The sequence below is a fragment of the Rhizobium aethiopicum genome (genome assembly GCF_014197535.1).
Classification (GTDB): Bacteria; Pseudomonadota; Alphaproteobacteria; order Rhizobiales; family Rhizobiaceae; genus Rhizobium; species Rhizobium aethiopicum_A.
Genome location: NZ_JACIFV010000036.1, coordinates 14,784 through 37,225, shown reverse-complemented (window position 1 = coordinate 37,225; position 22,442 = coordinate 14,784). Strand labels below are relative to the sequence as shown.

Here is a 22,442-nt window from a genome sequence, read left to right as displayed (position 1 = left end):
GGCGCTTATCGCTTCGGCGCTTCGAAGAGCTCGACAGGGTTTCCGGCCGGGTCTTCCAGCAGGATCTGCTTGCCACCGATGCCCTGGACTATGTCGTTGCGAAAATGCGCGCCCGCCCGGCGCAGCTTGGTGACTTCGGCTTCGAGGTCGGCGACTTCGATCTGGATGCGGTTCCATCCGCCGGGCTCCGGCTTTCGTCCGTCGAGCATTGCCTGGGAGGCGCCGCCCGGTCCGGTCGTGCCGCTGACGAGCAGACGAAAACCGTCCCTCGTCAGAATGGCGAAGCTCGGGGCCGGGTGAAGCGCGACCGAGAAGCCGAGATGCCGCGTGTAGAATTCCAACGCGGCGTCGACGTCGTCGACGATATAACGCATGCTGATGCCGGGCATGATTTCCTCCATCATCTCTTAAGTCGGGCGATCCCATGCGGCGGGTCCAACGGCCCGGCGCTCGATCGAAAGCGCGGAGCAACGCTCCGTCGTTTGAATCTGCGCCCAATTCTGCAGAAAATCGAATCCGATCTTCCGGACTATGCGTCGATTGCGTCGTGTCGGGAAAAGCGGCTATTCACCGGGATATATAAGATTAATCTAAAATACGAGACCCACCCCGCAGGCATTGGATTCGATTACGAAAGTTTAATTTAAGTTTCAGTTTCGGTTCATCTTTTCGGACCTGGTTTGCTCCTGTGCCCGACACGAGGAACCCCACATGAAAAAGCTCTTCGCAGCCTTCTTTCCGCTTCCCTCTCGCCGATCGTCGCCTCCCAAGCCAGCGCGGATGATTTTCGCCGCCCGCCTGTCGTCGTCCAGAAGAAGGTGATCGTCAAGAAGACGGTCGTGCGGCCGCATTGGAAGAAGGGATATCGTGTCAATGCCCGCGAGCGCCGCCATTTTCACGACATCAACGACTACCGCCGCTACCGCCTGCCGCCTCCGCCCCGCGGCTATCGCTGGTTCCGCGCCGACAACGACTTCCTGCTGCTCGGCGTTACCAGCGGGGTGATCTCCAGCATTATCGTCGGACGCTGATTGGGAGTGGATGAGGGCGGCGGAGGCCGCCCTTTCCGGTCTTTGGGAAGGTGCGGGGGAGAGGAAAGGGCACGCCGTGTGACACCCCCCTCTGCCCTGCCGGGCATCTCCCCACAAGGGGGAGATTGGCAACAGGCTTGACCTTCCTGCCCATCTACGGTTTCGTCGACCGCCACGTTAATTATTTGGGGAAGCAGTTACACCCAGTCGATCTCCCCACTTATGGGGGAGATGCCCGGCAGGCAGAGGGGGTGCCAAGCACACAGACCTTTGTCTATGCGTCCCGCATCATCCCCGCCGGCGCGACGGCACTATCTGTTCCGCGATGACCCTGAGCAATCCCTTGGCTTTTCGCGGCGTCTCATCGACAACGTCATGCGTTAACGGATGCAGCCCCTCGATCGACGGCAATAGATCGCATTCCTCGCAGACGCAGCGATAGCGTTTGATCGCTGTCGCCTTCATGCCGCCCGCCGGCTCCAGCTGGCGAAGGGGTCGGGCAGGTTGCGCCAGCGTTTGGGCGCGAAGGCATCGCTTTGCACCAGACAGGCGTCGAGTTCGCTCCTGATCCAGGCCTCGTCCATCGGGTCGGCGCCGATGAAGACGATTTCCTGGCGGCGGTCGCCCCAGACGGGGTCGAGATAGGGGCCGATGGCGCTGAGGAAACCGGGCGCGTCGGGCCATTGTTCGCGCGACACGGAAGCCCACCACAGGCCCATCTTGCCGGTGCGCACGATCGCGCCGGCCCGACTGATCTCGCCGACATGGTGCGGTCGGGTCGCCAGCCAGAAGAAGCCCTTGGTGCGCACCACGCCCGGCCATGTCCGATCGAGAAAAGCCTGCAATTTTGCCGGATGGAAGGGCCGTTTCTCGCGATAGACGAAGGAGCGAATGCCGTATTCCTCGGTCTCCGGCACGTGATCCCTGAAGCCGTGCAGCTCCTTGTACCAGAGCGGGTGGGTCTCGGCCCTCCCGATGTCGAAACGGCCGGTGCCGAGCACTTCCGCGAGCGGCACCTCGCCGAAATCGGCCTCGATCAGCTTCGCATCCGGATTGAGGCCGACGATGATCTTGCGCGCGGCGTCGCGCTGTTCCTCGCTTGCCGTGCCGATCTTGTTCAGCACCACGACATCGGCGAACTCGATCTGTTCGACCAGCAGGTCGACGATCGTCCTGTTGTCGCCGTCACCTGCGGTCTCGCCGCGGTCGGCGAGGAAATCGGCCGAGGCATAGTCGGCCAGCAGATTGGCCGCATCGACGACGGTCACCATCGTATCGAGCTTTGCGACGTCGGAAAGGCTCTGGCCATTCTCGTCGCGGAATTCGAAGGTGGTGGCGACGGGCAGGGGCTCGGCGATGCCTGTGGATTCGATCAGCAGGTAATCGAAGCGGCCCTGATCAGCGAGAGCGCGCACCTCCTTCAACAGGTCGTCGCGCAGCGTGCAGCAGATGCAGCCATTGGTCATCTCGACCAGCTGTTCCTCGGTGCGGGAGAGATTGGCGCCGCCATCGCGCACGAGGCTGGCGTCGATGTTCACCTCGCTCATGTCGTTGACGATGACGGCGACGCGCAGGCCCTCGCGATTGGCGAGCACATGGTTGAGCAACGTCGTCTTGCCGGCGCCGAGAAAGCCGGAGAGCACCGTGACCGGAAGTCTGTTGTCCATGGAAACCTCATTGATATATATGTTATATCATTACATAATTGATGCCGAAAAAAGGCGGAACGGGGTCATCCGCCTCTTTCCGCCTCAGCTCTTTCCAGGGCGTCGCATGAATCTCATGCGCTGGAAAGGCAAGCCTTCATGCTATCGGCAATGCCGCGCATGAGGGTGAAGTAGAGATCTGGGCCGGCCTTGAGCGTTGCCGCTTCCGGGTCGAGCACGCCTGATTTGGCGCTCGTGCCCTCGATGACGACCTTGACGAGGCGCGGCTCGAATTGCGGTTCGGCAAAGACGCAGGTTGCGCCGAGTTCGCCGACCTTGCGGTGGATTTCCGAGACGCGCTCGGCGCCGGGAATGGTTTCCGGGCTGACGGTGATCGAGCCGGCGACGCGGATGCCGTAACGGTGCTCGAAATATTGGTAGGCGTCGTGGAAGACGACGAAGGGCTTGTCCTTGACGGGGGCGACGGTGGCGGCGATCTCGTTGTCCAGCGCCGTCAGCTTGTCATCAAGCCCCTTGGCATTGGCCTGATAGGTCAGCGCATTGGCGGGATCGGCGGCGACCAGCGTGGTGGTGATGACGGTGGCCATCGCTTTCGCATTCATCGGGTCGAGCCAGAGGTGCGTGTCGAAGGCGCCATGCCCGTGCTCATGTTCTTCATGATCATCGTGATGCGCTTGGTCACTGTCATGTCCGGGCTCAGCCGCATGATCGTGATCATGGTCATCTCCGGCGGCATCCGCATGCTCGGGGGCGCTTTCATGGTCTCCGTCGTCATGTGCCTCGAAGGCGCCGCCTTCGCGGAAGGGCAGCGCGGTCAAACCAGGCGCATGGTCGAGTTCGACGACACTGGCGTTCGAGCCCAGAGCCTCGAGCGGCTTTTCCAGAAAAGCCTCCAGGTTCGGGCCGACCCAGAAGATGACCTTGGCCTCCTGCAGCGACCGCGCGTTCGAAGGCTTCATGCTGTAGGTGTGCGGAGAGGAGGCGCCATCGACGATCAGTTCCGGCTCGCCGACGCCCTGCATGATCGCCGCAACCAGCGAATGGATCGGCTTGATCGAGGTGACGACGACGGGCGCATCGGCTGCCTGCATCGTGCCGGCAAGGAGCAACGCAGGGATCGCAAAGGCCGGGATGGCGAGGGTAGCCGGAATTCTGAGGGCCAGGCTGTGCAGGGCAGGCCCCAAGGCGCGTTTCATCATATGCTCCGCTTGAATTGCAAGTGTTATGTTATTACATCAATTGCGTTATGCTATAACGTGTGCAATAGCAGGATGCAACAGCGCTTTCGGAAAATTTGATGCTCTCTCCCGCAAATGCCAAGGGCGAACGGCTGGTTTCGCTCGAAGATGTCGGTGTCCTGCGCGGCGGCCGCTGGCTGGTGCGCGGCGTCGAATTTTCGGTCTCGCGCGGCGAGATCGTCACGTTGATCGGGCCGAACGGCTCGGGCAAATCGACGAGCGCCAAGGCGGCGATCGGTGTGCTGAAGCCGGATGAGGGCAGGGTGGAACGTTTCCCTGGCCTCAAGGTCGGCTATGTCCCGCAGAAGCTTTCGATCGATTGGACGCTGCCGCTGACGGTGCGCCGGCTGATGACGCTGACCGGGCCGCTGCCAGAGCGCGATATGCAGGCGGCGCTCGAAGCCGCCGGCATCGCCCATATGATCGGCGCCGAGGTGCAGCACCTTTCCGGCGGCGAGTTCCAGCGGGCGCTGATGGCCCGCGCCATTGCCCGCAAGCCCGACCTGCTGGTGCTCGACGAGCCGGTGCAGGGGGTGGATTTCTCCGGCGAGATCGCGCTTTACGACCTCATCAAATCGATCCGCAATGCCAGCGGCTGCGGCATCCTGCTGATCTCGCACGATCTCCATGTCGTCATGGCCGAGACCGATACGGTGATCTGCCTCAACGGCCATGTCTGCTGCCGCGGCACGCCTGAGGCCGTCAGCCGCAGCCCGGAATATGTGCGCCTGTTCGGCAGCCGGGCGGCCCAGACGCTCGCCGTCTACAGCCATCACCACGATCATACGCACCTGCCGGATGGGCGCGTGCTGCATGCGGACGGCTCAGTGACCGATCATTGCCATCCCGAAGATGGACATCACGCGCATGAGCACGCTCATGATTCGCATGAACACGCACATGGCCAGGATCATGGGCATGCGCACGCCCATGACGATCATCATGAGCACGATCATGCTCATGAACACGCCCATTCCCGCAGCGGGGAGGGCCGCCATGCTTGACGATTTCTTCGTGCGCGCGATCCTTGCCGGCGTCGGGCTGGCGCTGACGACCGGGCCGCTCGGCTGCTTCATCATCTGGCGGCGCATGGCCTATTTCGGCGATACGATCGCCCATTCGGCGCTGCTCGGCGTCGCATTGTCGCTGCTCTTCGAACTCAACCTGACGCTGGCGGTCTTCGCCGTCGCCGCGCTCGTCTCGGTGCTGCTGCTCTTCCTGCAGAAGCGCCAGGCGCTGTCGGCCGATGCGCTGCTCGGCATCCTCTCGCATGCGACACTGGCGATCGGCCTCGTCATGGTCGCCTTCATGAGCTGGGTCAGGATCGACCTCATCGCCTTCCTGTTCGGCGATATCCTCGCCGTGTCCACCACCGATATTGCGCTGATCTGGGGCGGCGGGCTGTTCGTGCTGGCGGCGATCGCCTGGCTGTGGCGCCCGCTCTTGGCTGCCACCGTCAATGCCGAGCTGGCCGAGGCCGAGGGGCTGAGCCCCGAGCGGGCGCGGCTGTTCTTCATGCTGCTGATGGCAGTGGTCATCGCGATTGCCATGAAGATCGTCGGCATCATGCTGATCACCTCGCTGCTGATCATTCCGGCGGCCGCCGCACGGCGCTTCTCGGTCACGCCGGAGATCATGGCGGTGCTTGCCTCGCTGATCGGAGCGGCCGCCGTCGTCGGCGGGCTGTTCGGCTCGCTGACCTACGACACGCCGTCTGGTCCTTCGATCGTGGTCGCGGCGCTGATCCTCTTCATTCTCAGCCTGCTTCCCGTCAGGCGCCGCGCGCTCGCGCAAGGACAAGGCTCATGACAACACCGCAGCTCACCAAGAACCAGTCGCTGGTCTTCGAGGTGCTTGAAAAGGCCGAGGGGCCGCTCAGCGCCTATACCATCCTCGACAAGCTGCGCGACCATGGTTTTCGCGCGCCGCTGCAGGTCTACCGGGCGCTGGAGAAGCTTCTCGAATATGGCGTCGTGCACCGGCTCGAAAGCATCAATTCCTTCGTTGCCTGCGCCCATCCCGGCGACAATTGCCACAGCCACGGCATCGTCGCTTTCGCCATCTGCGAAAGCTGCGGCCAGGTGATGGAATTCCACGACCACGAGGTCGACCACCGGCTGATGGGCTGGGTGCGCGGGCAAAAGTTCAAGCCCGAGAAGACCACGATCGAGATCCGCGGCTTGTGCGAGGCCTGCGCGGCGTAAGGCGGGGAGCCGCCCGTTGCAAACGATAGAGCGATCAAAAAGATAAGGCCGGCAAACCGGCCCTCCACTTGTTGACAACCTTTTTCCGTCCGAGTCATCCTCGCGCTGGCTTCGAGGATCTGCTTCGTGTCGAACGCAGGGAGATGCTCGCGACAAGCGCGAGCATCAGGAAAGAGGGTTCGCCGCTCTGCCGGCCAGCGGAGTGGCGCGGGCAAACCGCCTTAACCGTTCCGATCAGTTTTTGCCCGGGCCGCCTTTGCCGGAACCGTCATTACCGCCCTTTCCGGCCCCATCGCTGCCCGCGCCGTCGTTGCCACCCTTGCCAGCACCGTCATTGCCGCTGCTGCCCGCGCCATCGTTGCCGCTCTTGCTGGCATTGCCATTGCCGCTGCTGCCCGCGTTGTCGTTGCCGCCCTTGCCGGCACCGTCATTGCCGCTGCTGCCCGCGCTGTCATTGCCGCCCTTACCGGCACCGTCATTGCCGCTGCTGCTCGCGCCGTCGTTGCCGCCCTTGCCGGCATCGCCATTGCCGCTGCTGCCCGCGTTGTCGTTGCCGCTCTTGCCGGCATCGCCATTGCCGCTGCTGCCCGCGTTGTCGTTGCCGCTCTTGCCGGCATCGCCATTGCCGCTGCTGCCCGTGCCGTCGTTGCCGCCTTTGTCGGGACCGTCGTTGCCGCCCTTGCCATGGCCGTGATCCTCCCCGTCCTTGCTGCCGCCGTGATGGTCTTCTCCATCCTTACCGGGTTCATCCTTGGCGTGGTCGTGATCCTTCCCGTCTTTGCCGCGGCCGTGATCATCGTGGTCCTTGCCGCCCTTGTCGCCTTTGCCGCCTTTGCCGCCCTTGTCGCCTTTGCCGCCCTTGTCGCCCTTGCCGCCCTTGTCGCCCTTGTCTCCCTTGCCGCCCTTGTCGCCCTTGTCGCCCTTGTCGCCCTTGTCGCCTTTGCCGCCTTTGCCGCCCTTGTCGCCCTTGTCGCCCTTGCCGCCCTTGTCGCCCTTGTCTCCCTTGCCGCCCTTGTCGCCCTTGTCGCCCTTGTCGCCCTTGTCGCCTTTGCCGCCTTTGCCGCCCTTGTCTCCCTTGTCTCCCTTGTCTCCCTTGTCTCCCTTATCGCCCTTGTCGCCCTTGTCGCCTTTCTCGCCCTGGTCGCCCTGGTCACCGCTGCCGCCCTGGTCACCGCTGCCGCCCTGGTCACCGCTGCCGCCCTGGTCGCCGCTGCCGCCCTGGTCACCGCTGCCGCCCTGATCGCCGCTGCCGCCCTGATCGCCGCTGCCGCCTTGATCGCCGCTGCCGCCCTGATCGCCGCTGCCGCCCTGATCGCCGCTGCCGCCCTGGTCGCTGCTGCCGCCCTGGTCGCCGCTGCCGCCCTGATCGCCGCTGCCGCCCAGGTCGCCGCTACCGCCCTGATCGCCGCTGCCGCCATTTTGGCCGACGTCTTTGCTGTCCCCGTCATCGCCACGGTTGCCATTGCTGGCGTTCGAGCTGGTGCTGGATGTCTTCTTGTCGCCGGCGTCATGGCTGCTGCGATCTTTATCGTTCGGACCGAACTTGCTGTCGGTCTGTATTGCCCGCGTGGGCATGCACAGCCTGTATTCGAGCGTGCCGCGGACTGCGGCTTTGCAATTAACGACTGTGGGGGCTGCCGTCGCCAAGCTGCTGCTTGCCAGAAGGGACGCCACAGCGAGGCTGAATTTTGCTGCTCTGCTGATCATTTCACTCGTCTCCCAAGGTTAATTAACCGTTAATGGGGAGAAGATTTATACTAACAAGGGATTAACTTGAAGAATAAACGATGGTTAATCTGTTTCAATCGCCAAATACAGTTAAATTCTAAAGTATAAAATTTTAATAAATTTTTATACTGGCTGTGTTATTCTCCCGTTACGAACAGAGGGAATCGGCCATGAAGCGTCTCCTTTCTCTTGCGGTATTTTTGGTGATTGTTCCGCATTTTCAGGCCGTTGCCGGATCGTCGCTGCCGGTGACGCGAAGCATCGGCGCACCGGTGGGATTCGCTGCGGCCTGCGCCAAGTACAAGTGGCTGTGCGGCAGGACGGTGGCGCAGCAGCTGAACGATCAGGCGGGAATAGCGCTTCTTCAAAAGGTCAATCGCTCCGTAAACGGACGTATCGTTTCGGCGGAAGATCGCTCGTCATCCGGAAATGGGGATGTCTGGTCACTTCCGGTTGCCGGCCGTGGCGACTGCGAGGACTATGCGCTGCAGAAGATGAAGGACTTGATCGAGGCGGGTTTTCCATCGAACAGGCTGGCGCTTTCCGTGGTGATCGGACCGCATGATCAGAACCACGTCGTTCTGATTGCCCGCACGGCCGGCGGCGATTATGTGCTCGACAATCTGACCAGCGCCGTGAAGCCCTGGCGCACGACGGGTTACACGTTTCTGGCCACCCAGGATTTCCAGTCCCGCACCGGCTGGCGCGTGACGCTTGCCGGCCCCCGCGCCGGCGAGTTCTCCTGAGCTGAAAGCCGCAAGGCGGCGCGCTCGCTGCCGAAGGCTTCAGCCGCGAAAGGAATTCGTCCGTGACCAAAACCGAACTTGCCGATCTCTACCGAGGCTACATCGCCTGCCTGAACCGGCAGAACTGGCCCGATCTCGGCCAGTTCGTCGACGGGGATGCTGTCCATAATGGCCGGCGGCTTGGGCTTGCGGGCTACGTCGCCATGCTGGTGCGGGATTTCGATCTGATTCCCGATCTCTCTTTCAATGTGCGGATGCTTCTTATCGATCCGCCTTACGTCGCCTGCCGGCTGGGCTTCGACTGTTCGCCGAAAGGAAAATTTCTCGGGCTGGATGTGAACGGCAGGCGCCTTTCCTTCACCGAAAACGTGATCTACGAATTTCGCGGCGGAAAAATCATCGAGGTCTGGTCGGTCATCGACAAGGCGGCGATCGAGGCTCAGCTTGTGGACGGGCTGTGACACGGCGGAGCTGGACTTCGTCAGAGGATGGCGACGCGCTCGCCGAAAGGCGTATCCTCGTCGAAATTGCGGGTGCCGATCCGCTCGCTTTCACCAGACAGGAGCGGCTGTTCCGCTGCTTCCCCGGCCTCTTCTCCTTCGCCCGATCGCGCATGCCCATGCTGCTTTCGTGGATGCTCCTCGTGATCGACGAGCAGATTCGCATGCGGAACAAGATTGCCCGCACCATTCGTCTCCGCGGCTCCGTTCGATGCCTGCTGATCGGCAGTGATCTGCGACTGGCGGGCGGCAATCCAGGCATTGTCGGGTTCCGAGCCGATCGAGGTGCTGATGCCGACCTTGGTGGGCTCGGACGCGGCCGTGGAGGAGATGCGGTTGACGGCTTCGACCATGGGACACTCCTGCTGGTGTGAACCGGCGGACCAGTTGAGCCGTCATGCGACGGCTGATTGGCCGATCCAAGATTCAAATATTGGGCCTCAGCGGGAAAACGCAAGGCGGCATGGCTGCCCTCTGGAAAAGGCGGATTCAGGTGCGAAGGTGGGAAATTCGACGATGGATTGCATGGGCGGCAAGCTGCCTGGCGCGTGCAAGATGTAAGAATCAGAAACACTTTGTGACTAAGCTACTACAAAAGCTGCACTTTTCGACTTGCGAGGCAAGTAGAGATAACGGATATTGCTCTCATGTTGAGGACGCTCTCATGATCCGAATGATAGAAGACCCTGCCGAACTGGCTGGCGAAGACATCACTGGAAAATATATTCTCCGTAAGCTGAATTATCATTGGTTCGCTTACGGCAAGGCGGCCATCGTGACCGCCTGTAAAGGCACGATCCTCCATCTCGATCGGGAGGAAACGGTCTATTCCGAGCGCTGGGGCCGTCGCGCCTATACAGGGACCGGTAAGCGTTATCCCGGCGGCATCTGTCCCATTTCGGCGGTCGCCTGTGTTTGCGATACCCCCGAAGACGTCAATGCCGTCATTCAGCTGGATGTCGAAGCGCAGGACGAGTTCTATCAGCTGATCGCCAAGACCGAAGCCAGGGTTCGGGCGCTTGCCGCTTCGTCGGGAGAGAACCAGTTTTTGGAAGCGGCCGAATAGGCGTTTTTCAACAATATCAAACACTGCCGCAACGGCAGTCTCGGCCACGCAACTGCGGAAACACTGACGTCTGTTATTGGAGGCAGTTTCATTTGCCACCTTGCCACGGTTGTTGCGCGCGTTTCACTTCCTAAATCAGGCGTAGGACTGTCGGATTTTTGCCGCCGCTGCTGACAGCAGAAGGCGCTTGCCCGGTGGAGCGGAAAACGGTCATGACGCAGGAACACAGCCAGCTGCGTCGCTCGTTTGCGGCGGCGCCGTCGCTCGGATCGCTCGCGATAACCGTCGCAGTGATGGTTGTTGCACTGTTCTGGCCCGCCGGCACGTTCGCCTGGCCGCGCGGCTGGATTTTTCTCGGTCTCTTCCTTGCGCTGACTGCAATCGCGCTCGTCTGGATCTCGCGGACGAATCCGGAGTTGTTCGCGGCGCGCAGCCGATATCAGAAGGGAACCAAGCGTTGGGATGCCGTGGTCGCGACGCTGACGATCATTCTCTTTGCTGCCGTTCTTCCGGTCGGCGCGTTCGACGACGGCCGTTTCCACTGGGCGCCGCAACCCTGGTGGGTCGTTCTCCTCGGTTATCTCGTGATGAGCGCCGGCTATCTCGGCCTCATCTGGGCGCAATCGGTCAACCGGCATTTCGAGCCGACGGTGCGCATCCAGACCGACCGCGACCACAAGGTCATCGACACCGGCCCCTATGCCACCATCCGCCACCCCGGCTATGCCTTCGCCATCGTGCTCGCCGCCGGCATGGCGCTGTCACTCGGGTCGCTCTCTGCGTTGATCCCCGTGGGGCTGCTCGTCGTCGTGCTCTTTGGCCGGACGCTCGGAGAGGAGGCGGAGTTGCGCAAGGGGCTTGAAGGATATGCGGAGTATATGGAGCGGGTGCGCTGGCGCTGGATCCCGGGTGTTTGGTGAGAGGACCGTAATATCCGATTATTTGCCTTCACTTGCGCTCCGTGCACTCGCTCCTGTCGTCGCTCACCCCCTCATCTGCCTGCCGGCATCTTCTCCCCGCTGGGGAGAAGGGACTCGCGGCAGCGCCTCGAGCCATTCCGGTAGGAAACGATGGTCGGCGGCTCGCTCCCTCTTCGCCCCAGCGGGGAGAAGATGCCCGTCAGGGCAGATGAGGGGGTGAGGAGCGGAAGCGATGCACGCCTTGAGCGCAAGCGAAAGGCAAATGAGGCATATTTTCCTGGAAGAGGCGCCTCTTAATCACCCAATCACCCTGAGATCCCGCGCAAACCGCTGCCAATTCGCCACATAATTTTTCGCCGAGCGGCGAATGCCCTCGACAACCGCCTCGTCAAGCACCCGCAACACACGGGCCGGTGCGCCGACGATTAACGAATTGTCGGGGAATTCCTTACCCTCCGTCACCAGCGCATTGGCGCCGACGAGACAGTTGTTGCCGATCTTGGCGCCGTTGAGAATGGTCGCGCCCATGCCGATCAGCACGTTGTCGCCAAGCGTGCAGCCGTGGAGGATGGCGTGGTGGCCGATCGTGCAGCCTTTGCCCGTCGTCAGCGGAAAGCCCATGTCGGTATGGGCCATGACGCCTTCCTGGATATTGGTGCCGGCGCCGATGGTGATCCTCTCATTGTCGCCGCGCAGCACCGATCCGAACCAGATGCCGACATTCTCGCCGAGTTCGATATCGCCGATCACATGGGCATCCGGAGCGATCCAGTGGAGGTCGGCGGGCGGCAGTTTCGGCGTCCGGCCGCCAAGGGCGTAGACGGGCATGGACCTCTCCTCAGACGATGTCGACCGAAAGCGTCGCAACGCCGTCGATGCCGCAGGTAATGCGGTCGCCCCTCGCAACCGCGCCGACGCCGGCCGGCGTGCCGGTCATGATCACGTCTCCGGCCGCCAGCTCGAAGAGCTTCGACAGTTCGGCAATAATCTCCGGCACCTTCCAGATCATCTGGTTGAGGTCGCCGTCCTGCACGCGCCTGCCGTTCTGCTCCAGCCAGATCCGGCCGTCGGCGGGATGGCCGAGGCGGCTTGCCGGCACGATTGCCGAGACGGGGGCGGAATGTTCGAACGCTTTGGCGAGCTCCCAGGGACGGCCGAGCTTCTTGGCTTCGCCCTGCAGGTCGCGACGGGTGAAATCGATGCCGACGGCATAGCCGTAGATGCAATCGAGCGCATTCTCGGCCTGGATGTCCGCGCCGCCTGATTTCAGCGCCAGCACGCATTCCACTTCGTAATGCACGTCGTTCGACAGCGGCGGGTAGGGGAAGGCGCTGCCGGCCGGCAGCAGATTGTCGGCGTTCTTCTGGAAGAAGAAGGGCGGTTCGCGGCTGGGATCATGACCCATCTCGATCGCATGGTCGGCATAATTGCGCCCGACGCAATAGACGCGGCGCACCGGGAAACGCTCGACGCGGCCTTCGACCGGCAGCAAAACCGGTGCGGGACGCGGAATGACGGTGGCGGGATGGGGCATGGCGGGCCTTCCTGTTGAGCGAGTCTTTGGGCGCATCTTAGACGGAAAACAGTGCGGCGGGGAAGCGTGCTTGGCGGATTGACGCCGTTGCCGGCGGGCGATAACTTACGTCCATGTGCAGGATTTTCGCAGTCTCCACGACGTCTACGACCACCGTTTGGCGGTGGGTGGCAGACGCGTGAACTGAATTCCGTTCATTGCAGAAGACACCAACCCGCCGGAAACGAGCGGGTTTTTTGTTGCCGCTCGCCTCCTGCATTCGAGGACGAGAACATAGACGATATCGAGAAACAGATTGTTGCCGAGCGGGCGCTCGCCGCCGCCTGCCGCTCTGCCGCCAGCCGCTATGCTGGGGCCGCCTTCGCCTATGTCTCCGGCTCCATCATGCGCGGCGAGGGGACCGAGTTTTCGGATATCGATCTGGTCGTCGTGTTTCCGGCGCTGGAAAGAGCTTGGCGGGAATCGTTTACGGTGGACGAGTTTCCCGTCGAGGCCTTCATCCATGATCCGCAGACGCTGGCGCATTATCTCCATCAGGACGCGGAGAGCGGCTGTCCCATCATGGTCAATATGGTTGCGACAGGCAGCATCGTCGGGCCTGACATCGAGCGTGCGCGCCTCATCCAGGCGAAGGCGGCGAGCGTTCTTGCCGCAGGGCCGAAGCCTCTCGATGGTCCGAGCTATGACATGCTGCGCTATCAGGTCACTGATCTCGCCGATGACCTGCGCGGCCACCGCCCGCCCGAAGAGATCGCCGCCATCGCGGCCGATCTCTACCAGAAGCTCGCCGATCTGATGTTGCTTGGGCGCGGCGCATGGGCCGGCCGCGGCAAGTGGGCGCCGCGTCTCCTGAGGGAGCTCGATGTGGAGCTGGCAGCAGACTTCGATGCCGCGTTCAGACTGGCGGTGCAGGGTGACGGCGCCCGGTTCCTCGCCTTGGCCGACCGGGAGCTTGCCGTGCATGGCGGGCGCTTTTTCGACGGCTTCAGGCAGGAGGCTCCGCTGGAGGCGCGGCGGCTGGAATAGGTGCGAGCGGTGCGCCGGCGTCGGATGTAGGCAAGAAGCAGGTTGCGGCCTGTCCTTCGAGGCTCCGGCCTTTGGCCTGCGCGCCTCAGGATCAGGGGATGTTGGAGGATGCCGCGCCTAATAAAAAGCGTTGGAGAATGCCGCGCGTTAAAGCAGACGTTGGGCTATCGCGTGACAGCCTTGGAAGCCGATGCCTCGCAAACAGGGATAGCTTTTTTGAGCGTATGTCCTGAATTGGTGCGGAGGCATATCTGGTGGGAAGGAAGGGTGATTATCATATCAGACCCATCAAGGGCTTGGAGGATGATTTCTACCGTGACGAAAAAGAAGCAATCAGCTGTGGGCCAGTTGATATCACTGGTGGGGATCGTGTGGGACATTTCGGTCACTGTTACAGCCACCGCAGCAGGTGCCTATTTCGGCTGGCAAAGTCACGGGCTTGTGGGAGCGTTGGCACTTGGTCTTGTAGGGCTCGTGATGGGAGGGCTCCTCCGTTCGCCCTCGGCTCTTTTGGAGATGCTGACTTAAATTCTTTCTGACCTTGAGCCTCAGCCCTAAACAGCAGACCTAACCAAGAGCACTCTGCTCCGCACAAATCCTATCGATCAGCGCATCCAGTTCCCCCTTCGGTGGCCGGCTCTTCGCCAGGCGCTGCTTGAGGTGCATGATCGAGTCGGCCAGGATTTCATCCAGGCTTTCGGCGCAGGTGAAGTCGCCAGCCACACGCTTGACCTTCGAATTGTCGAAGATCGCAGTCCAGGCCTTGTCGCCGAGGAGCGGGCCGATCCATTCCGGATTGTATCTGATCAGTGTATCCGTTGGCACGTGGACGATCTTGGCCTCCACGCCGAGCAATCTTGCGATGGTCTTCTGGATATCGTTCCAGATGTGGGCGCGGTCCGAGGTGATGTGGAAAATCTCACGGAGCGCCGCCGACTTGCCGAAAAGGCCGACGAAAGGCACGGCGAAATCGACCGAGCGGGTGAGCGTCCAGGGCGTGTGGCCGTCACCCGCTACGATGATGGGCTCGCCGTCCAGCATGCGCCTCGCCATGATATCGCTGTCGCCCATCATGATCGGCAGGCCGGTGCGGACGGTGTGGCTGGGGCGGACGATCGTCCAGGCAAGGTTATCGGACTTCTTGAGTAGTTCCTCGCAGGCGATCTTGGCCTGGCTATAGCGCCAGTAGGGATTGATCGCCGGCGTCTCCTCCGTGATCACGTAGTGACGCGGCGGTTTTTCGTAGACCGAGGCCGAGGAGATGAAGATGTACTGGCCGCAATTGCCCGAGAACACTTCGATATCACGCGCCACCTGAGCCGGCGTAAAGGCGATGAACTGGCAGACGACATCATAATGGGCTTTGGCGAGATCGGCATAGACGCTCGATCCAAGTTCGCCCACGATCGAGGTCACCCCGGCAGGCAAGGCGGTGTTCCGCAAGCCGCGATTGAAGACGCTGACATGGTGGCCCTCGGCAACGGCGCGTTCGACGCACGGATGGGAGATTTGGCCGGTGCCGCCAATGAAGAGAACTTTCAAAGCCATGGGAGTGACCTCGGGGTCTATGGGCGGGAACTGTGATCACTCTTCATAGCGCGAAAGAAGGGGGGCGTCTCCCGCAAATATCGTGCCATCGAGAGTACGGAATGCGTTGCCTCCGGCGGCGGCAATACCTTCAGTTTGCCGCCGGGCCGGCGCCTATGCATGTGCCTTGCGACGGGCTGCGACGACGAGCCAGATCGAGGATAGCAGGAAGTAGAAAGCGCCGAACCCGGCATAGGGCACGATATCGAGGATCGTCGGCGCGGCGGCGGCAAAGGACTGGCTGATCATGTAGCCGCCGGCGAGGGCCGATTGCGCGCCGCTCAGGATCATGACCCATTGGGCGCCGTAGATGCGCCAGCGCCTTACGCCGGTACAGAGCTGCAACAGGCCGGAGAGGATCGCCCAGGTCCCGAATGCGGCCAGCACCGCGTAGGTGCTGTGGCCGAGCGCGATGGCGACGGCGAGCGCCGTGACGGTGCTGACCACGACATTCAACGTTTGAGACGGGTTTGTCTGCAGGCCGCCATTGACCCGGGCGTCGATCAGATTGGCAAGTGCGTCCCACAGGGGATAGACCACCAGCAAAAAGGCCGCGGCGCTTGGCTCCCCGGCAAGGAGAATGGCGGCGGCAATCCAGACCATCGAGAAGGCGGCGCGGGTAAAATAATAGGATCTCAGCCAGTTGGACTGGATAGCGGGGTGAGTTTGCATCGGCAGATTCCTTTGTTTTGCCTTCCTACTAGTAGGTAGAGTAAAAATGGGAGTCAACTCGGCGTCCGCACACCTTCTTGTGATGCCAGCGGTGTAGCGAAAGACTTGACAATCTGCCTACCAAAAGGTAGGCGACGCTATGAAATCAATGGCTTCGACTTCCGACAAAATCCTCGACATCGCGAAGTCGCTCATCGTGGCGGGAGGCTATAACGGCTTCAGTTATGCCGATATCGCGGCTGCAATCGGCATCCGGAAGGCGAGCATCCACCATCATTTTCCGACAAAGGCCGAGCTGGTTTCGGTGCTGGTGGATCGCTATATCAAGCAGGCGGAGGCGGGTCTGCGCTCGCTGCGCGAGCAGGCTGCAAGCCCTGCCGATCAGCTGCAATTCTACATCGATTTTTGGAACGCATGCATCCGCGACGCCTCGCAGCCCTTTTGCGTCTGCGCGATGCTCGCCAGCGAAATGCAGATGCTGCCCGAAGAGGTCGCCTTACGCGTCCGCGCCCATTTCCAAGGCCTTGCGGCATGGCTGACCTCGGTGCTGCAGGCGGGGGTCGAACAGGGTCTGTTCCGGCTGGACAAGCGGCCGGAAGAGCAGGCGCAAATGCTGATGGCCTCTGTTCACGGAGCCATGCTCTCGGCTAGGGCTTTCGGCGAGCCCGGGCTGTTCATTGCGGTCGTTGCGCCTGAAATTGCAAGGCTGCGGGCACCGGATCGCTACGGAACTGTCCGATAAAAATCAGCGCCTGATCGCCACCGAGGCCGCGGCTTATGGCTTCGAAAGTATGATTGTCACTCCTTGCCATCGGCGGCCAGCGCATCCCGGACGATCGCATAATAGCCGGCAAGCTCGGGAATATCGGCAGCCAGCTTGTCGAAGACCGGATCGGAGGGCGCGAGCGTGCCGGCATATTTGGCGTCGATGAAGGTTTGGTGCGCGGTCAGCGCTCCGGCGTCGGCCTTGTGCACGACGGTGAAGACGGGCGAGGGGACAGTGCGGCCCTTGACGATGATGCGGTCGAGTTCGACGGCGATGTAGGTGTCGGAGACCAGTCTTGCGGTTTCCTCGCCGAGCAGCAGCGCCACGCCATAATTCTTCGAGGCGCCTTCGAGGCGGGAGGCGAGGTTGACGCTGTCGCCGAGGCAGGAGTAGTCGAAGCGGCGGGTCGAACCCATATTGCCGACGATGCATTCGCCGGTGTTGATGCCGACGCCCATCTTCAGCACGTGCGGCTTGCGGCCAAGGGCTGCCGCCTCCCGCTCCAGCTGGCCGTTCAGCCGCGATATGGCCGCCTGCATGGCGAGCGAGGCGCGCACGGCGTGAAGCGCATGGTCGGGATCGTCGAGCGGCGCGTTCCAGAAGGCCATGATGCAATCGCCCATATATTTGTCGATCGTGCCGCCGTGATCCATCACCACATCGGAAAGCGGCGTCAGCAGCCGGTTGATCAGACCGGTCAGTTGCTCCGGATCGTCCTTTAGCGTCTCGGCGATGGTGGTGAAGCCGCGTACATCCGAGAATAGCACCGAAAGCGTGCGCCGCTCGCCCCCGAGCTTCAGCTGCGTGGGATCGCTCGACAGGCGCTTGACCAGATCGGGCGAGATATATTGGGCGAAGGCGCGGGTGATCTGGCGCTTGTTGCGGCGCTCCTCGGCAAAATCGAAAGCGGCCTGACCGAAAACGACAGAGACATAGGCGACCGTCGGGCCGAGCGGCGAGACGAAAATATGGGCAAGCCGGATGCCCGCAAAACTGACGGCCGCAAAGGCGAGAAGGGCGGCCGCACTGGTGACGATCGTCAGCCATCCGGTCGAGCGCCAGACTGTGGCAGCGGCAAGCAGCACTGATATCAGGATGCAGACGGCAACCGTCGGCAGGCGCGCCTCACGAATCGACAGGCCGCTCCGGATATTGTCGTAGATCGTCGCCTGGATCTCGACGCCGGAGACCAGCTTGCCGGTGTGGACGGTATAGGGTGTCGCAAAGGCATCGACGCCGCCTTTGTCGATTTCAGGCGCATTCTGCAGGCTGAGGCCGACCAGCACGATGCGGTCCTTGAAATAATCCGGCGGCAGCAGGCCCTTCGGGTCGAGCGCCTGATAATAGGAGACGGTGGGATAGCTGCGGGCCGGGCCGAAGGATTGGATGAGTTGGCCGGCCGGCAAGGTTTCCGTCGCTGCGCCCGAAGCCTTGGCGAGCATGGCGGCAAAACCGTCCTCGTAACCCGGAATGCGGCGGAAGATGCCGTCACCGCTGAGATCGATCGAGGCGATGCCGGTCACGGCGCCCGCTTCGGTCAGCGCTGGCAGCGGTGTGGCGCGGATCAGCTGTGAGGCCTGTGGTGTCTCGATCAGCGTCTCGTCGCCGGCTAGCACGACATCGGGGCCGACAGCCTTGGCTATCGCCGCATCATTATCGGGGTTGGAGGGTTCGGCCATAATGATGTCGAGGCCGATGACGCGGGCGCCGGCGGCGCGCAGCTGGCTGATGAGTTCGGCATGCAGGCTGCGCGGCCAGGGCCATTGCGCGTTGATATCGGCAAGCGAGGGTTCGTCGATCGCGACAATGACGGGCCCGCCGGGTGGCGGACGCGGATCGTCGACGGTCGAGAGATAGTCGAAGCTTCTGAGCTCCAGCAGCGACCAGGCGGGTAGGCGCGACAGAAGCGAGATGGCGACCAACACGGCGAGCGACAGCACGAGCAGCCTGAGGCGACGGCTTGCGATCTGACCACCGATCAGTCCGGTCTGCCGAGGCGCGCTCTGTGCTGGCATCAGAAGCGGACTTTAAGCGTGCCCTTGAAGGCGCGGCCCCAGCCGGGCACGCCGGGGGTGATCTCGAAGTCCTCGTCGAGCAGGTTATAGGCGGCCGCCTCCAGCTCCATGCGCTTGTCGAAGGGCTCCCAGACCAAGTGGGCGTCGAGGCTCCAGTAATCGTCGAGCTTGGTGCCGAAGCGATCGCCGTCGCGCTCGCCGATATAGTTGGCGGCAACTGTCGCCTTGACCTTGGCTTCGTTGACCCAGGTCAGGGCAATCTGACCTGAATTCTGCGGTATGAAGGGAAGGGGGCCGCCATAGATCGGCTCGAGCGGGTCCCTGTTCTCCGAATCCATATAGGCATAGGTGGCTGAAAGACCGAAACCGTTGCCGAGCGCGACGTTGGCAGTGACGGAAGCGCGATCGATGCTGCCGCGCGAGATCGGCAGGCTGGTATCGGACGGAAGCGAGATCAGCGGAAAATCGATTGAAAAATCATGCAGTTCTTGGTGCTGGTATTCGACCGAAGTGAAGAAACGGTCGGTCCATTCTGCATCCCATTGCAGGGCGACCGTATCTGTATAACCTTGCAGATTGGTCGAAAACTGGTTGGCCTGCAGCCCGAGTATGCCGATCGGGGCAAGGGTCGGCACGGTGGTATCAAAGCTTTGACGCATGAAGGCGGCACGCAGCCAGTGGTTTTGAACCGGCGTCCAGGCGAGACCGAAGCGCGGCTCCAGCCGGCTGATATCGATGCCATCGCCCTCGAGGCGCGTGGCAAACAAGGCGTATTCGCCCTTGAGATCAGGCGTGATCTCATGCAGCACATCGACATAGCCGCGGCCGATATCAATGGTGTTCTCGGTGCGATCGGGAGGAGCCGTCAAACCTAGGAGCGTCGTATCGACGCTGCTGCTGGCATCCATCCAGCCGCCTTCGATCCCGTAGCGAAATGTCAAAGGTCCGGCACCGATAGAATGGCTCAAAGCGCCGATATAGGTGTGAGATTCGGCCTCCTGATTGACGTTGGTAAAGGGAATGATGAAGGGAACCCCTGCGCCGATAAACACTGGGTCCACGTCGACATCGAGCACGTCTTTCGTATTCGATTTGCTCCCTGAATAAAGCAGTGCTCCATTCAACACGTTTTCATAGGCAAACGTGTGGCTCCAGCCGACGCCGGCATACGTGGCTTCTCGTTCGGTCTCTTCTGTCGTGTAAAGAGGCAGTGGGATAGGGACACGGAACAGGAGTTCCATGAACCCGGTGTTTGACGATAACGCGTCCAGCGTTCCGTCATTCTTGCCGTGGTTGACGAAGGCTACCACGCGATCATCAGGCGTGACCGTTGCCGTCAGATAACCGTTGGCGCCCAGCAGCTTGTTATCCGTCTGGACATCGCCGAAATTCCGGTAGTCGCGGTCGAGCGCCAGCTCTTCCCAGGTCAGATTGCCGTAGAAGCTGATCGGGATCGTCTCGTTCGAATAGCCCTGAATATCGGCTTCGCCGATCCGTCTTGTATGGCCGTCGACGCTGTTGATGCCGCCACCGAGCGAACCTTCGATGAAGGGCACGTCGAACAGCGATGCCGAGCGCGAACGGCCGGAGAGCATGTGCGGAGAGATCAGCAAGCCCTGGATGAAGGATGAGTAGCTCGATGCGTTGCCGCGGTTCTGGATGATGTTGTCGTCGCTGAAACTCGTCGCGTTCACGAAAGGAAAGATGCTGCCCTTGATCAACTGATCGATATAGCCGCTGCCTTCGAAAGGATCGAAAACGGCATCGCCATAGTAGCGGCCCCAGGCATCCAGGCCCTGCAGTCGGAAGGCGTTGTTCAGCGTCGAGCCGGCGCTTGCATTGGCGCCAAGACCACTGTAATCGCCGCCGCGGGCACGCGAGCGACGCAGGAATTCCTGGGCATTGCGGATCGCACCATCGGCGTCATAGTCGTCGATATCGACGGCCGTGCGGAAGGCTGAAATCGCCGGATCGTTGTTGTCCAGTCGGTCGGCATTGTCGAGCGCCTGCTCGGAGGGGATGCGGTCGCCCTTTTCATAGTGGGCGGCGGCGAGCATCAGCTGCGATTGCGAATGGGTTGGGTTGGCGGTGCTGGCGGCGAGCAGGTCTTCCAGCGCCTTGTCGCGCTCGCCTATCTGCAGGTAGTAGCGGCCGCGGGCGAGAATGGCGATGTCGAAGCCCGGCTCGGCGGCGAGCGCCATGTCGATCTCGCGCTTGGCTTCCTTCATGCGCCGCTGATCGAGATAGAGGATCGCGAGATTGGCATGCGCCACTGGATCTTGCGGATCGAGCGCGATCGCCTTGAGGAAGGCCTCTTCCGCTTCGCCATTGGCGTCGCGCGAACTCTGCAGCAGGCCGAGCGAGTTCAGCGTGCCCGACGAGCCGGGGGCAAGCTCGATTGCGCGGTTCAGGTCCGCAAGAGCGCCGTCTATATCGCTTTCATAGGCTGCCTTGTATTCGGCGCGGGCGGAGAGCGCCATCGGATGGTCAGGGTCGAGCTCCAGCGAGCGTTCGATCGCTTCCTTCATCTGCTTACGGTCGTCAATGAGCTGCGCCAGCTCGGCGCGGACCGCCGGCAGGGTCGGGTCATCGGGATAGCGCTGTTCAGCTTTCTTTATTATCTCGAGCGCTGCGCGCGGGTTTTCCAGGAAGCCTGCCGTATAGGCCTGCATGATTGCGCCATAAGGGCCGGCGCTATTGGCCGGCGGCGGTTCGGCATGGGCGGGGTCGGCGAGCGAGCGGGCGAAATAGCCACCATATTGCGCCATGTTGCGACGTGTCGGGTCGAGATGCGGCAGGGCCTTCTGGAAGAGCTTTGCGGCATCGCCATAGCGCTTTTCGGAGCCGGCGATGGTAGCATCGAGCAGGTCGACGCGCGCCTGCTGGGCCACTGTCAGCTTGCGCCCGCGGATACTCTGCAGTGTTGCGGCGGTTGCCTGGCGTCCGTCGTAGGCGCTCTGCGCTTCGGCCAGTTCCAACCAGTCCTCGGTGGTGCGGCGCTCGGGAGGCAGCGCCAGCAGGCGGCGACGCTCGGTCGCCATGCGATCGGCTCGCAGTGGCGAAGTCGGCAGCAAGTCGAAGCCACCGCGCAGGTCCAGATAAAAGAGCATCTGTTCGCGGTCGTCAGGATTGACGCTGAGGATCTTGTGCGGCGCCTGGCCAATGGACGCCACGGCGCCTTCGCCCTCACTTACCTCGACGCTGCCCTGCGGGTTGCTGAGCGCCACGCGGCCTTCGAGCACGATCATCGAGGTCTTGGCGCCCTCGACGGTCATCGTCCAGTCGGTGCCGCGGATGGCTGCTGCGGCAGCCGGTGTTTCCACAGTCAGGCTCTGGCCGCCGCGCTCGGCGCGTGCCCAGATGGTGCCGGATTGGAGATCGAGCACCGTATCGCCGGTCGCGGACATCTTCTTGACCTGCAGCGATGAATTGCGGCCGAGGCGGACCTGGGTGTGATCGGAAAAGACGATGGCGAGCTGGCCGTTGGCATTGGTGCGCAGCACGTCGCCGGTCAGGAGATCCTGGTTGATGTCGACGACGCGCCAGTCCGACACGTCGATGAATCGCACTTCCTCGCCGGTCTTTCGGGCAATGACCGAGCCGGCGACCGGCGTGGCACGCGGCAGGGGATCGGCAATCGCCGGCAGCCCGAAACCGGGTACGGCAAACGCAAGCGCCACCCCGATGCGACAGATGTTACTGGAATAACCCCGCATGTCCTCGACCCCATACCCCGCTTCCC

General features: G+C 62.2%; 20 protein-coding genes and 1 pseudogene. 10 read left to right on the top strand and 11 right to left on the bottom strand.

Annotation, left to right across the window (positions count from 1 at the left end):
- Window positions 1-5: 5 nt before the first annotated feature.
- Window positions 6-389, bottom strand: coding sequence for a VOC family protein (locus GGD53_RS28945; RefSeq protein WP_184460147.1), 384 nt, complete (start codon window positions 387-389; stop codon window positions 6-8).
- A gap of 322 nt (window positions 390-711) precedes the next feature.
- Between GGD53_RS28945 and GGD53_RS28940 the strand changes: the two are divergent.
- Window positions 712-1,031, top strand: a pseudogene (locus tag GGD53_RS28940) (RcnB family protein).
- Window positions 1,032-1,492: 461 nt separating this feature from the next.
- On the opposite strand, the gene zigA reads toward GGD53_RS28940, so the two are convergent.
- Both zigA and GGD53_RS28930 read right to left on the bottom strand, forming a co-directional pair.
- Entirely contained in the window at window positions 1,493-2,698 is a 1,206-nt protein-coding gene (zigA, locus tag GGD53_RS28935) for a zinc metallochaperone GTPase ZigA (protein WP_184460146.1), read from the bottom strand.
- Between the two features lie 113 nt (window positions 2,699-2,811).
- Complete coding sequence (locus GGD53_RS28930; RefSeq protein WP_184460155.1) at window positions 2,812-3,894, bottom strand: zinc ABC transporter substrate-binding protein; 1,083 nt, start codon at window positions 3,892-3,894, stop codon at window positions 2,812-2,814.
- 101 nt (window positions 3,895-3,995) lie between these two features.
- Here GGD53_RS28930 and GGD53_RS28925 point away from each other — a divergent pair, with 101 nt between their 5' ends.
- The 3 genes from GGD53_RS28925 to GGD53_RS28915 are packed head-to-tail and all read left to right on the top strand — an operon-like array spanning window position 3,996 to window position 6,140.
- Window positions 3,996-4,940, top strand: a complete 945-nt coding sequence (locus GGD53_RS28925; RefSeq protein ID WP_184460145.1) for an ATP-binding cassette domain-containing protein — start codon at window positions 3,996-3,998, stop codon at window positions 4,938-4,940.
- A complete protein-coding gene (locus GGD53_RS28920; RefSeq protein ID WP_184460144.1) occupies window positions 4,933-5,745 on the top strand; it encodes an iron chelate uptake ABC transporter family permease subunit in 813 nt (270 codons plus the stop codon). Before GGD53_RS28925 ends, GGD53_RS28920 begins: the two co-directional genes overlap by 8 nt.
- On the top strand, window positions 5,742-6,140 hold the full coding sequence (locus tag GGD53_RS28915; RefSeq protein WP_064694566.1) for a Fur family transcriptional regulator: 399 nt from the start codon (window positions 5,742-5,744) through the stop codon (window positions 6,138-6,140). Before GGD53_RS28920 ends, GGD53_RS28915 begins: the two co-directional genes overlap by 4 nt.
- Before the next feature lie 234 nt (window positions 6,141-6,374).
- On the opposite strand, the gene GGD53_RS28910 is transcribed toward GGD53_RS28915, so the two are convergent.
- Entirely contained in the window at window positions 6,375-7,847 is a 1,473-nt protein-coding gene (locus GGD53_RS28910) for a hypothetical protein (protein ID WP_246717910.1), read from the bottom strand.
- 191 nt (window positions 7,848-8,038) lie between these two features.
- On the opposite strand from GGD53_RS28910, the gene GGD53_RS28905 reads away from it, so the two are divergent.
- Window positions 8,039-8,614 (top strand): transglutaminase-like cysteine peptidase, encoded by a 576-nt coding sequence (locus tag GGD53_RS28905; RefSeq protein WP_184460143.1) that lies wholly within the window; start codon window positions 8,039-8,041, stop codon window positions 8,612-8,614.
- 62 nt (window positions 8,615-8,676) lie between these two features.
- Window positions 8,677-9,075: an ester cyclase gene (locus tag GGD53_RS28900; RefSeq protein WP_184460142.1), complete on the top strand. Its 399-nt coding sequence runs from the start codon at window positions 8,677-8,679 to the stop codon at window positions 9,073-9,075.
- 20 nt (window positions 9,076-9,095) lie between these two features.
- Here GGD53_RS28900 and GGD53_RS28895 read toward each other — a convergent pair whose 3' ends face one another.
- Window positions 9,096-9,467, bottom strand: coding sequence for a hypothetical protein (locus GGD53_RS28895; protein ID WP_184460141.1), 372 nt, complete (start codon window positions 9,465-9,467; stop codon window positions 9,096-9,098).
- Window positions 9,468-9,778: 311 nt separating this feature from the next.
- Here GGD53_RS28895 and GGD53_RS28890 point away from each other — a divergent pair, with 311 nt between their 5' ends.
- The gene (locus GGD53_RS28890) at window positions 9,779-10,180 is read left to right on the top strand and encodes a hypothetical protein (RefSeq protein ID WP_184460140.1); all 402 of its coding nucleotides are present in this window, start codon (window positions 9,779-9,781) and stop codon (window positions 10,178-10,180) included.
- Between the two features lie 212 nt (window positions 10,181-10,392).
- Window positions 10,393-11,100 carry a methyltransferase family protein gene (locus tag GGD53_RS28885; protein ID WP_184460139.1) on the top strand — a complete coding sequence of 236 codons (708 nt, stop codon included), beginning with the start codon at window positions 10,393-10,395 and terminating at the stop codon, window positions 11,098-11,100.
- Window positions 11,101-11,397: 297 nt separating this feature from the next.
- Here GGD53_RS28885 and GGD53_RS28880 read toward each other — a convergent pair whose 3' ends face one another.
- Window positions 11,398-11,928: a gamma carbonic anhydrase family protein gene (locus GGD53_RS28880; protein ID WP_184460138.1), complete on the bottom strand. Its 531-nt coding sequence runs from the start codon at window positions 11,926-11,928 to the stop codon at window positions 11,398-11,400.
- 10 nt (window positions 11,929-11,938) lie between these two features.
- Entirely contained in the window at window positions 11,939-12,634 is a 696-nt protein-coding gene (locus GGD53_RS28875) for a fumarylacetoacetate hydrolase family protein (protein WP_184460137.1), read from the bottom strand.
- Between the two features lie 273 nt (window positions 12,635-12,907).
- Between GGD53_RS28875 and GGD53_RS28870 the strand changes: the two genes are divergently transcribed.
- Window positions 12,908-13,660: a nucleotidyltransferase domain-containing protein gene (locus GGD53_RS28870; RefSeq protein ID WP_184460154.1), complete on the top strand. Its 753-nt coding sequence runs from the start codon at window positions 12,908-12,910 to the stop codon at window positions 13,658-13,660.
- Window positions 13,661-14,227: 567 nt separating this feature from the next.
- Here GGD53_RS28870 and GGD53_RS28865 read toward each other — a convergent pair.
- Window positions 14,228-15,208 (bottom strand): SDR family oxidoreductase, encoded by a 981-nt coding sequence (locus tag GGD53_RS28865; protein ID WP_184460136.1) that lies wholly within the window; start codon window positions 15,206-15,208, stop codon window positions 14,228-14,230.
- A gap of 153 nt (window positions 15,209-15,361) precedes the next feature.
- Window positions 15,362-15,919, bottom strand: a complete 558-nt coding sequence (locus GGD53_RS28860; RefSeq protein ID WP_184460135.1) for a DUF308 domain-containing protein — start codon at window positions 15,917-15,919, stop codon at window positions 15,362-15,364.
- A 139-nt stretch (window positions 15,920-16,058) separates the two neighbouring features.
- On the opposite strand from GGD53_RS28860, the gene GGD53_RS28855 reads away from it, so the two are divergent.
- On the top strand, window positions 16,059-16,661 hold the full coding sequence (locus GGD53_RS28855) for a TetR/AcrR family transcriptional regulator (protein ID WP_184460134.1): 603 nt from the start codon (window positions 16,059-16,061) through the stop codon (window positions 16,659-16,661).
- A gap of 56 nt (window positions 16,662-16,717) precedes the next feature.
- Here the strand turns inward: GGD53_RS28855 and GGD53_RS28850 are convergent, their stop codons facing one another.
- Both GGD53_RS28850 and GGD53_RS28845 read right to left on the bottom strand, forming a co-directional pair.
- Window positions 16,718-18,700 carry a CHASE2 domain-containing protein gene (locus GGD53_RS28850; protein WP_184460133.1) on the bottom strand — a complete coding sequence of 661 codons (1,983 nt, stop codon included), beginning with the start codon at window positions 18,698-18,700 and terminating at the stop codon, window positions 16,718-16,720.
- Complete coding sequence (locus GGD53_RS28845; RefSeq protein ID WP_184460132.1) at window positions 18,700-22,416, bottom strand: FecR domain-containing protein; 3,717 nt, start codon at window positions 22,414-22,416, stop codon at window positions 18,700-18,702. Before GGD53_RS28845 ends, GGD53_RS28850 begins: the two co-directional genes overlap by 1 nt.
- Window positions 22,417-22,442 lie beyond the last annotated feature (26 nt).

What these genes read in the sequence shown, in the direction of transcription:
- GGD53_RS28945 (WP_184460147.1), bottom strand. Translation starts at nt 389, where the DNA reads ATGCCCGGCATCAGCATGCGTTATATCGTCGACGACGTCGACGCCGCG.
- zigA (WP_184460146.1), bottom strand. Translation starts at nt 2,698, where the DNA reads ATGGACAACAGACTTCCGGTCACGGTGCTCTCCGGCTTTCTCGGCGCC.
- GGD53_RS28930 (WP_184460155.1), bottom strand. Translation starts at nt 3,894, where the DNA reads ATGAAACGCGCCTTGGGGCCTGCCCTGCACAGCCTGGCCCTCAGAATT.
- GGD53_RS28925 (WP_184460145.1), top strand. Translation starts at nt 3,996, where the DNA reads ATGCTCTCTCCCGCAAATGCCAAGGGCGAACGGCTGGTTTCGCTCGAA.
- GGD53_RS28920 (WP_184460144.1), top strand. Translation starts at nt 4,933, where the DNA reads ATGCTTGACGATTTCTTCGTGCGCGCGATCCTTGCCGGCGTCGGGCTG.
- GGD53_RS28915 (WP_064694566.1), top strand. Translation starts at nt 5,742, where the DNA reads ATGACAACACCGCAGCTCACCAAGAACCAGTCGCTGGTCTTCGAGGTG.
- GGD53_RS28910 (WP_246717910.1), bottom strand. Translation starts at nt 7,847, where the DNA reads ATGATCAGCAGAGCAGCAAAATTCAGCCTCGCTGTGGCGTCCCTTCTG.
- GGD53_RS28905 (WP_184460143.1), top strand. Translation starts at nt 8,039, where the DNA reads ATGAAGCGTCTCCTTTCTCTTGCGGTATTTTTGGTGATTGTTCCGCAT.
- GGD53_RS28895 (WP_184460141.1), bottom strand. Translation starts at nt 9,467, where the DNA reads ATGGTCGAAGCCGTCAACCGCATCTCCTCCACGGCCGCGTCCGAGCCC.
- GGD53_RS28890 (WP_184460140.1), top strand. Translation starts at nt 9,779, where the DNA reads ATGATCCGAATGATAGAAGACCCTGCCGAACTGGCTGGCGAAGACATC.
- GGD53_RS28885 (WP_184460139.1), top strand. Translation starts at nt 10,393, where the DNA reads ATGACGCAGGAACACAGCCAGCTGCGTCGCTCGTTTGCGGCGGCGCCG.
- GGD53_RS28880 (WP_184460138.1), bottom strand. Translation starts at nt 11,928, where the DNA reads ATGCCCGTCTACGCCCTTGGCGGCCGGACGCCGAAACTGCCGCCCGCC.
- GGD53_RS28875 (WP_184460137.1), bottom strand. Translation starts at nt 12,634, where the DNA reads ATGCCCCATCCCGCCACCGTCATTCCGCGTCCCGCACCGGTTTTGCTG.
- GGD53_RS28865 (WP_184460136.1), bottom strand. Translation starts at nt 15,208, where the DNA reads ATGGCTTTGAAAGTTCTCTTCATTGGCGGCACCGGCCAAATCTCCCAT.
- GGD53_RS28860 (WP_184460135.1), bottom strand. Translation starts at nt 15,919, where the DNA reads ATGCAAACTCACCCCGCTATCCAGTCCAACTGGCTGAGATCCTATTAT.
- GGD53_RS28855 (WP_184460134.1), top strand. Translation starts at nt 16,059, where the DNA reads ATGAAATCAATGGCTTCGACTTCCGACAAAATCCTCGACATCGCGAAG.
- GGD53_RS28850 (WP_184460133.1), bottom strand. Translation starts at nt 18,700, where the DNA reads ATGCCAGCACAGAGCGCGCCTCGGCAGACCGGACTGATCGGTGGTCAG.
- GGD53_RS28845 (WP_184460132.1), bottom strand. Translation starts at nt 22,416, where the DNA reads ATGCGGGGTTATTCCAGTAACATCTGTCGCATCGGGGTGGCGCTTGCG.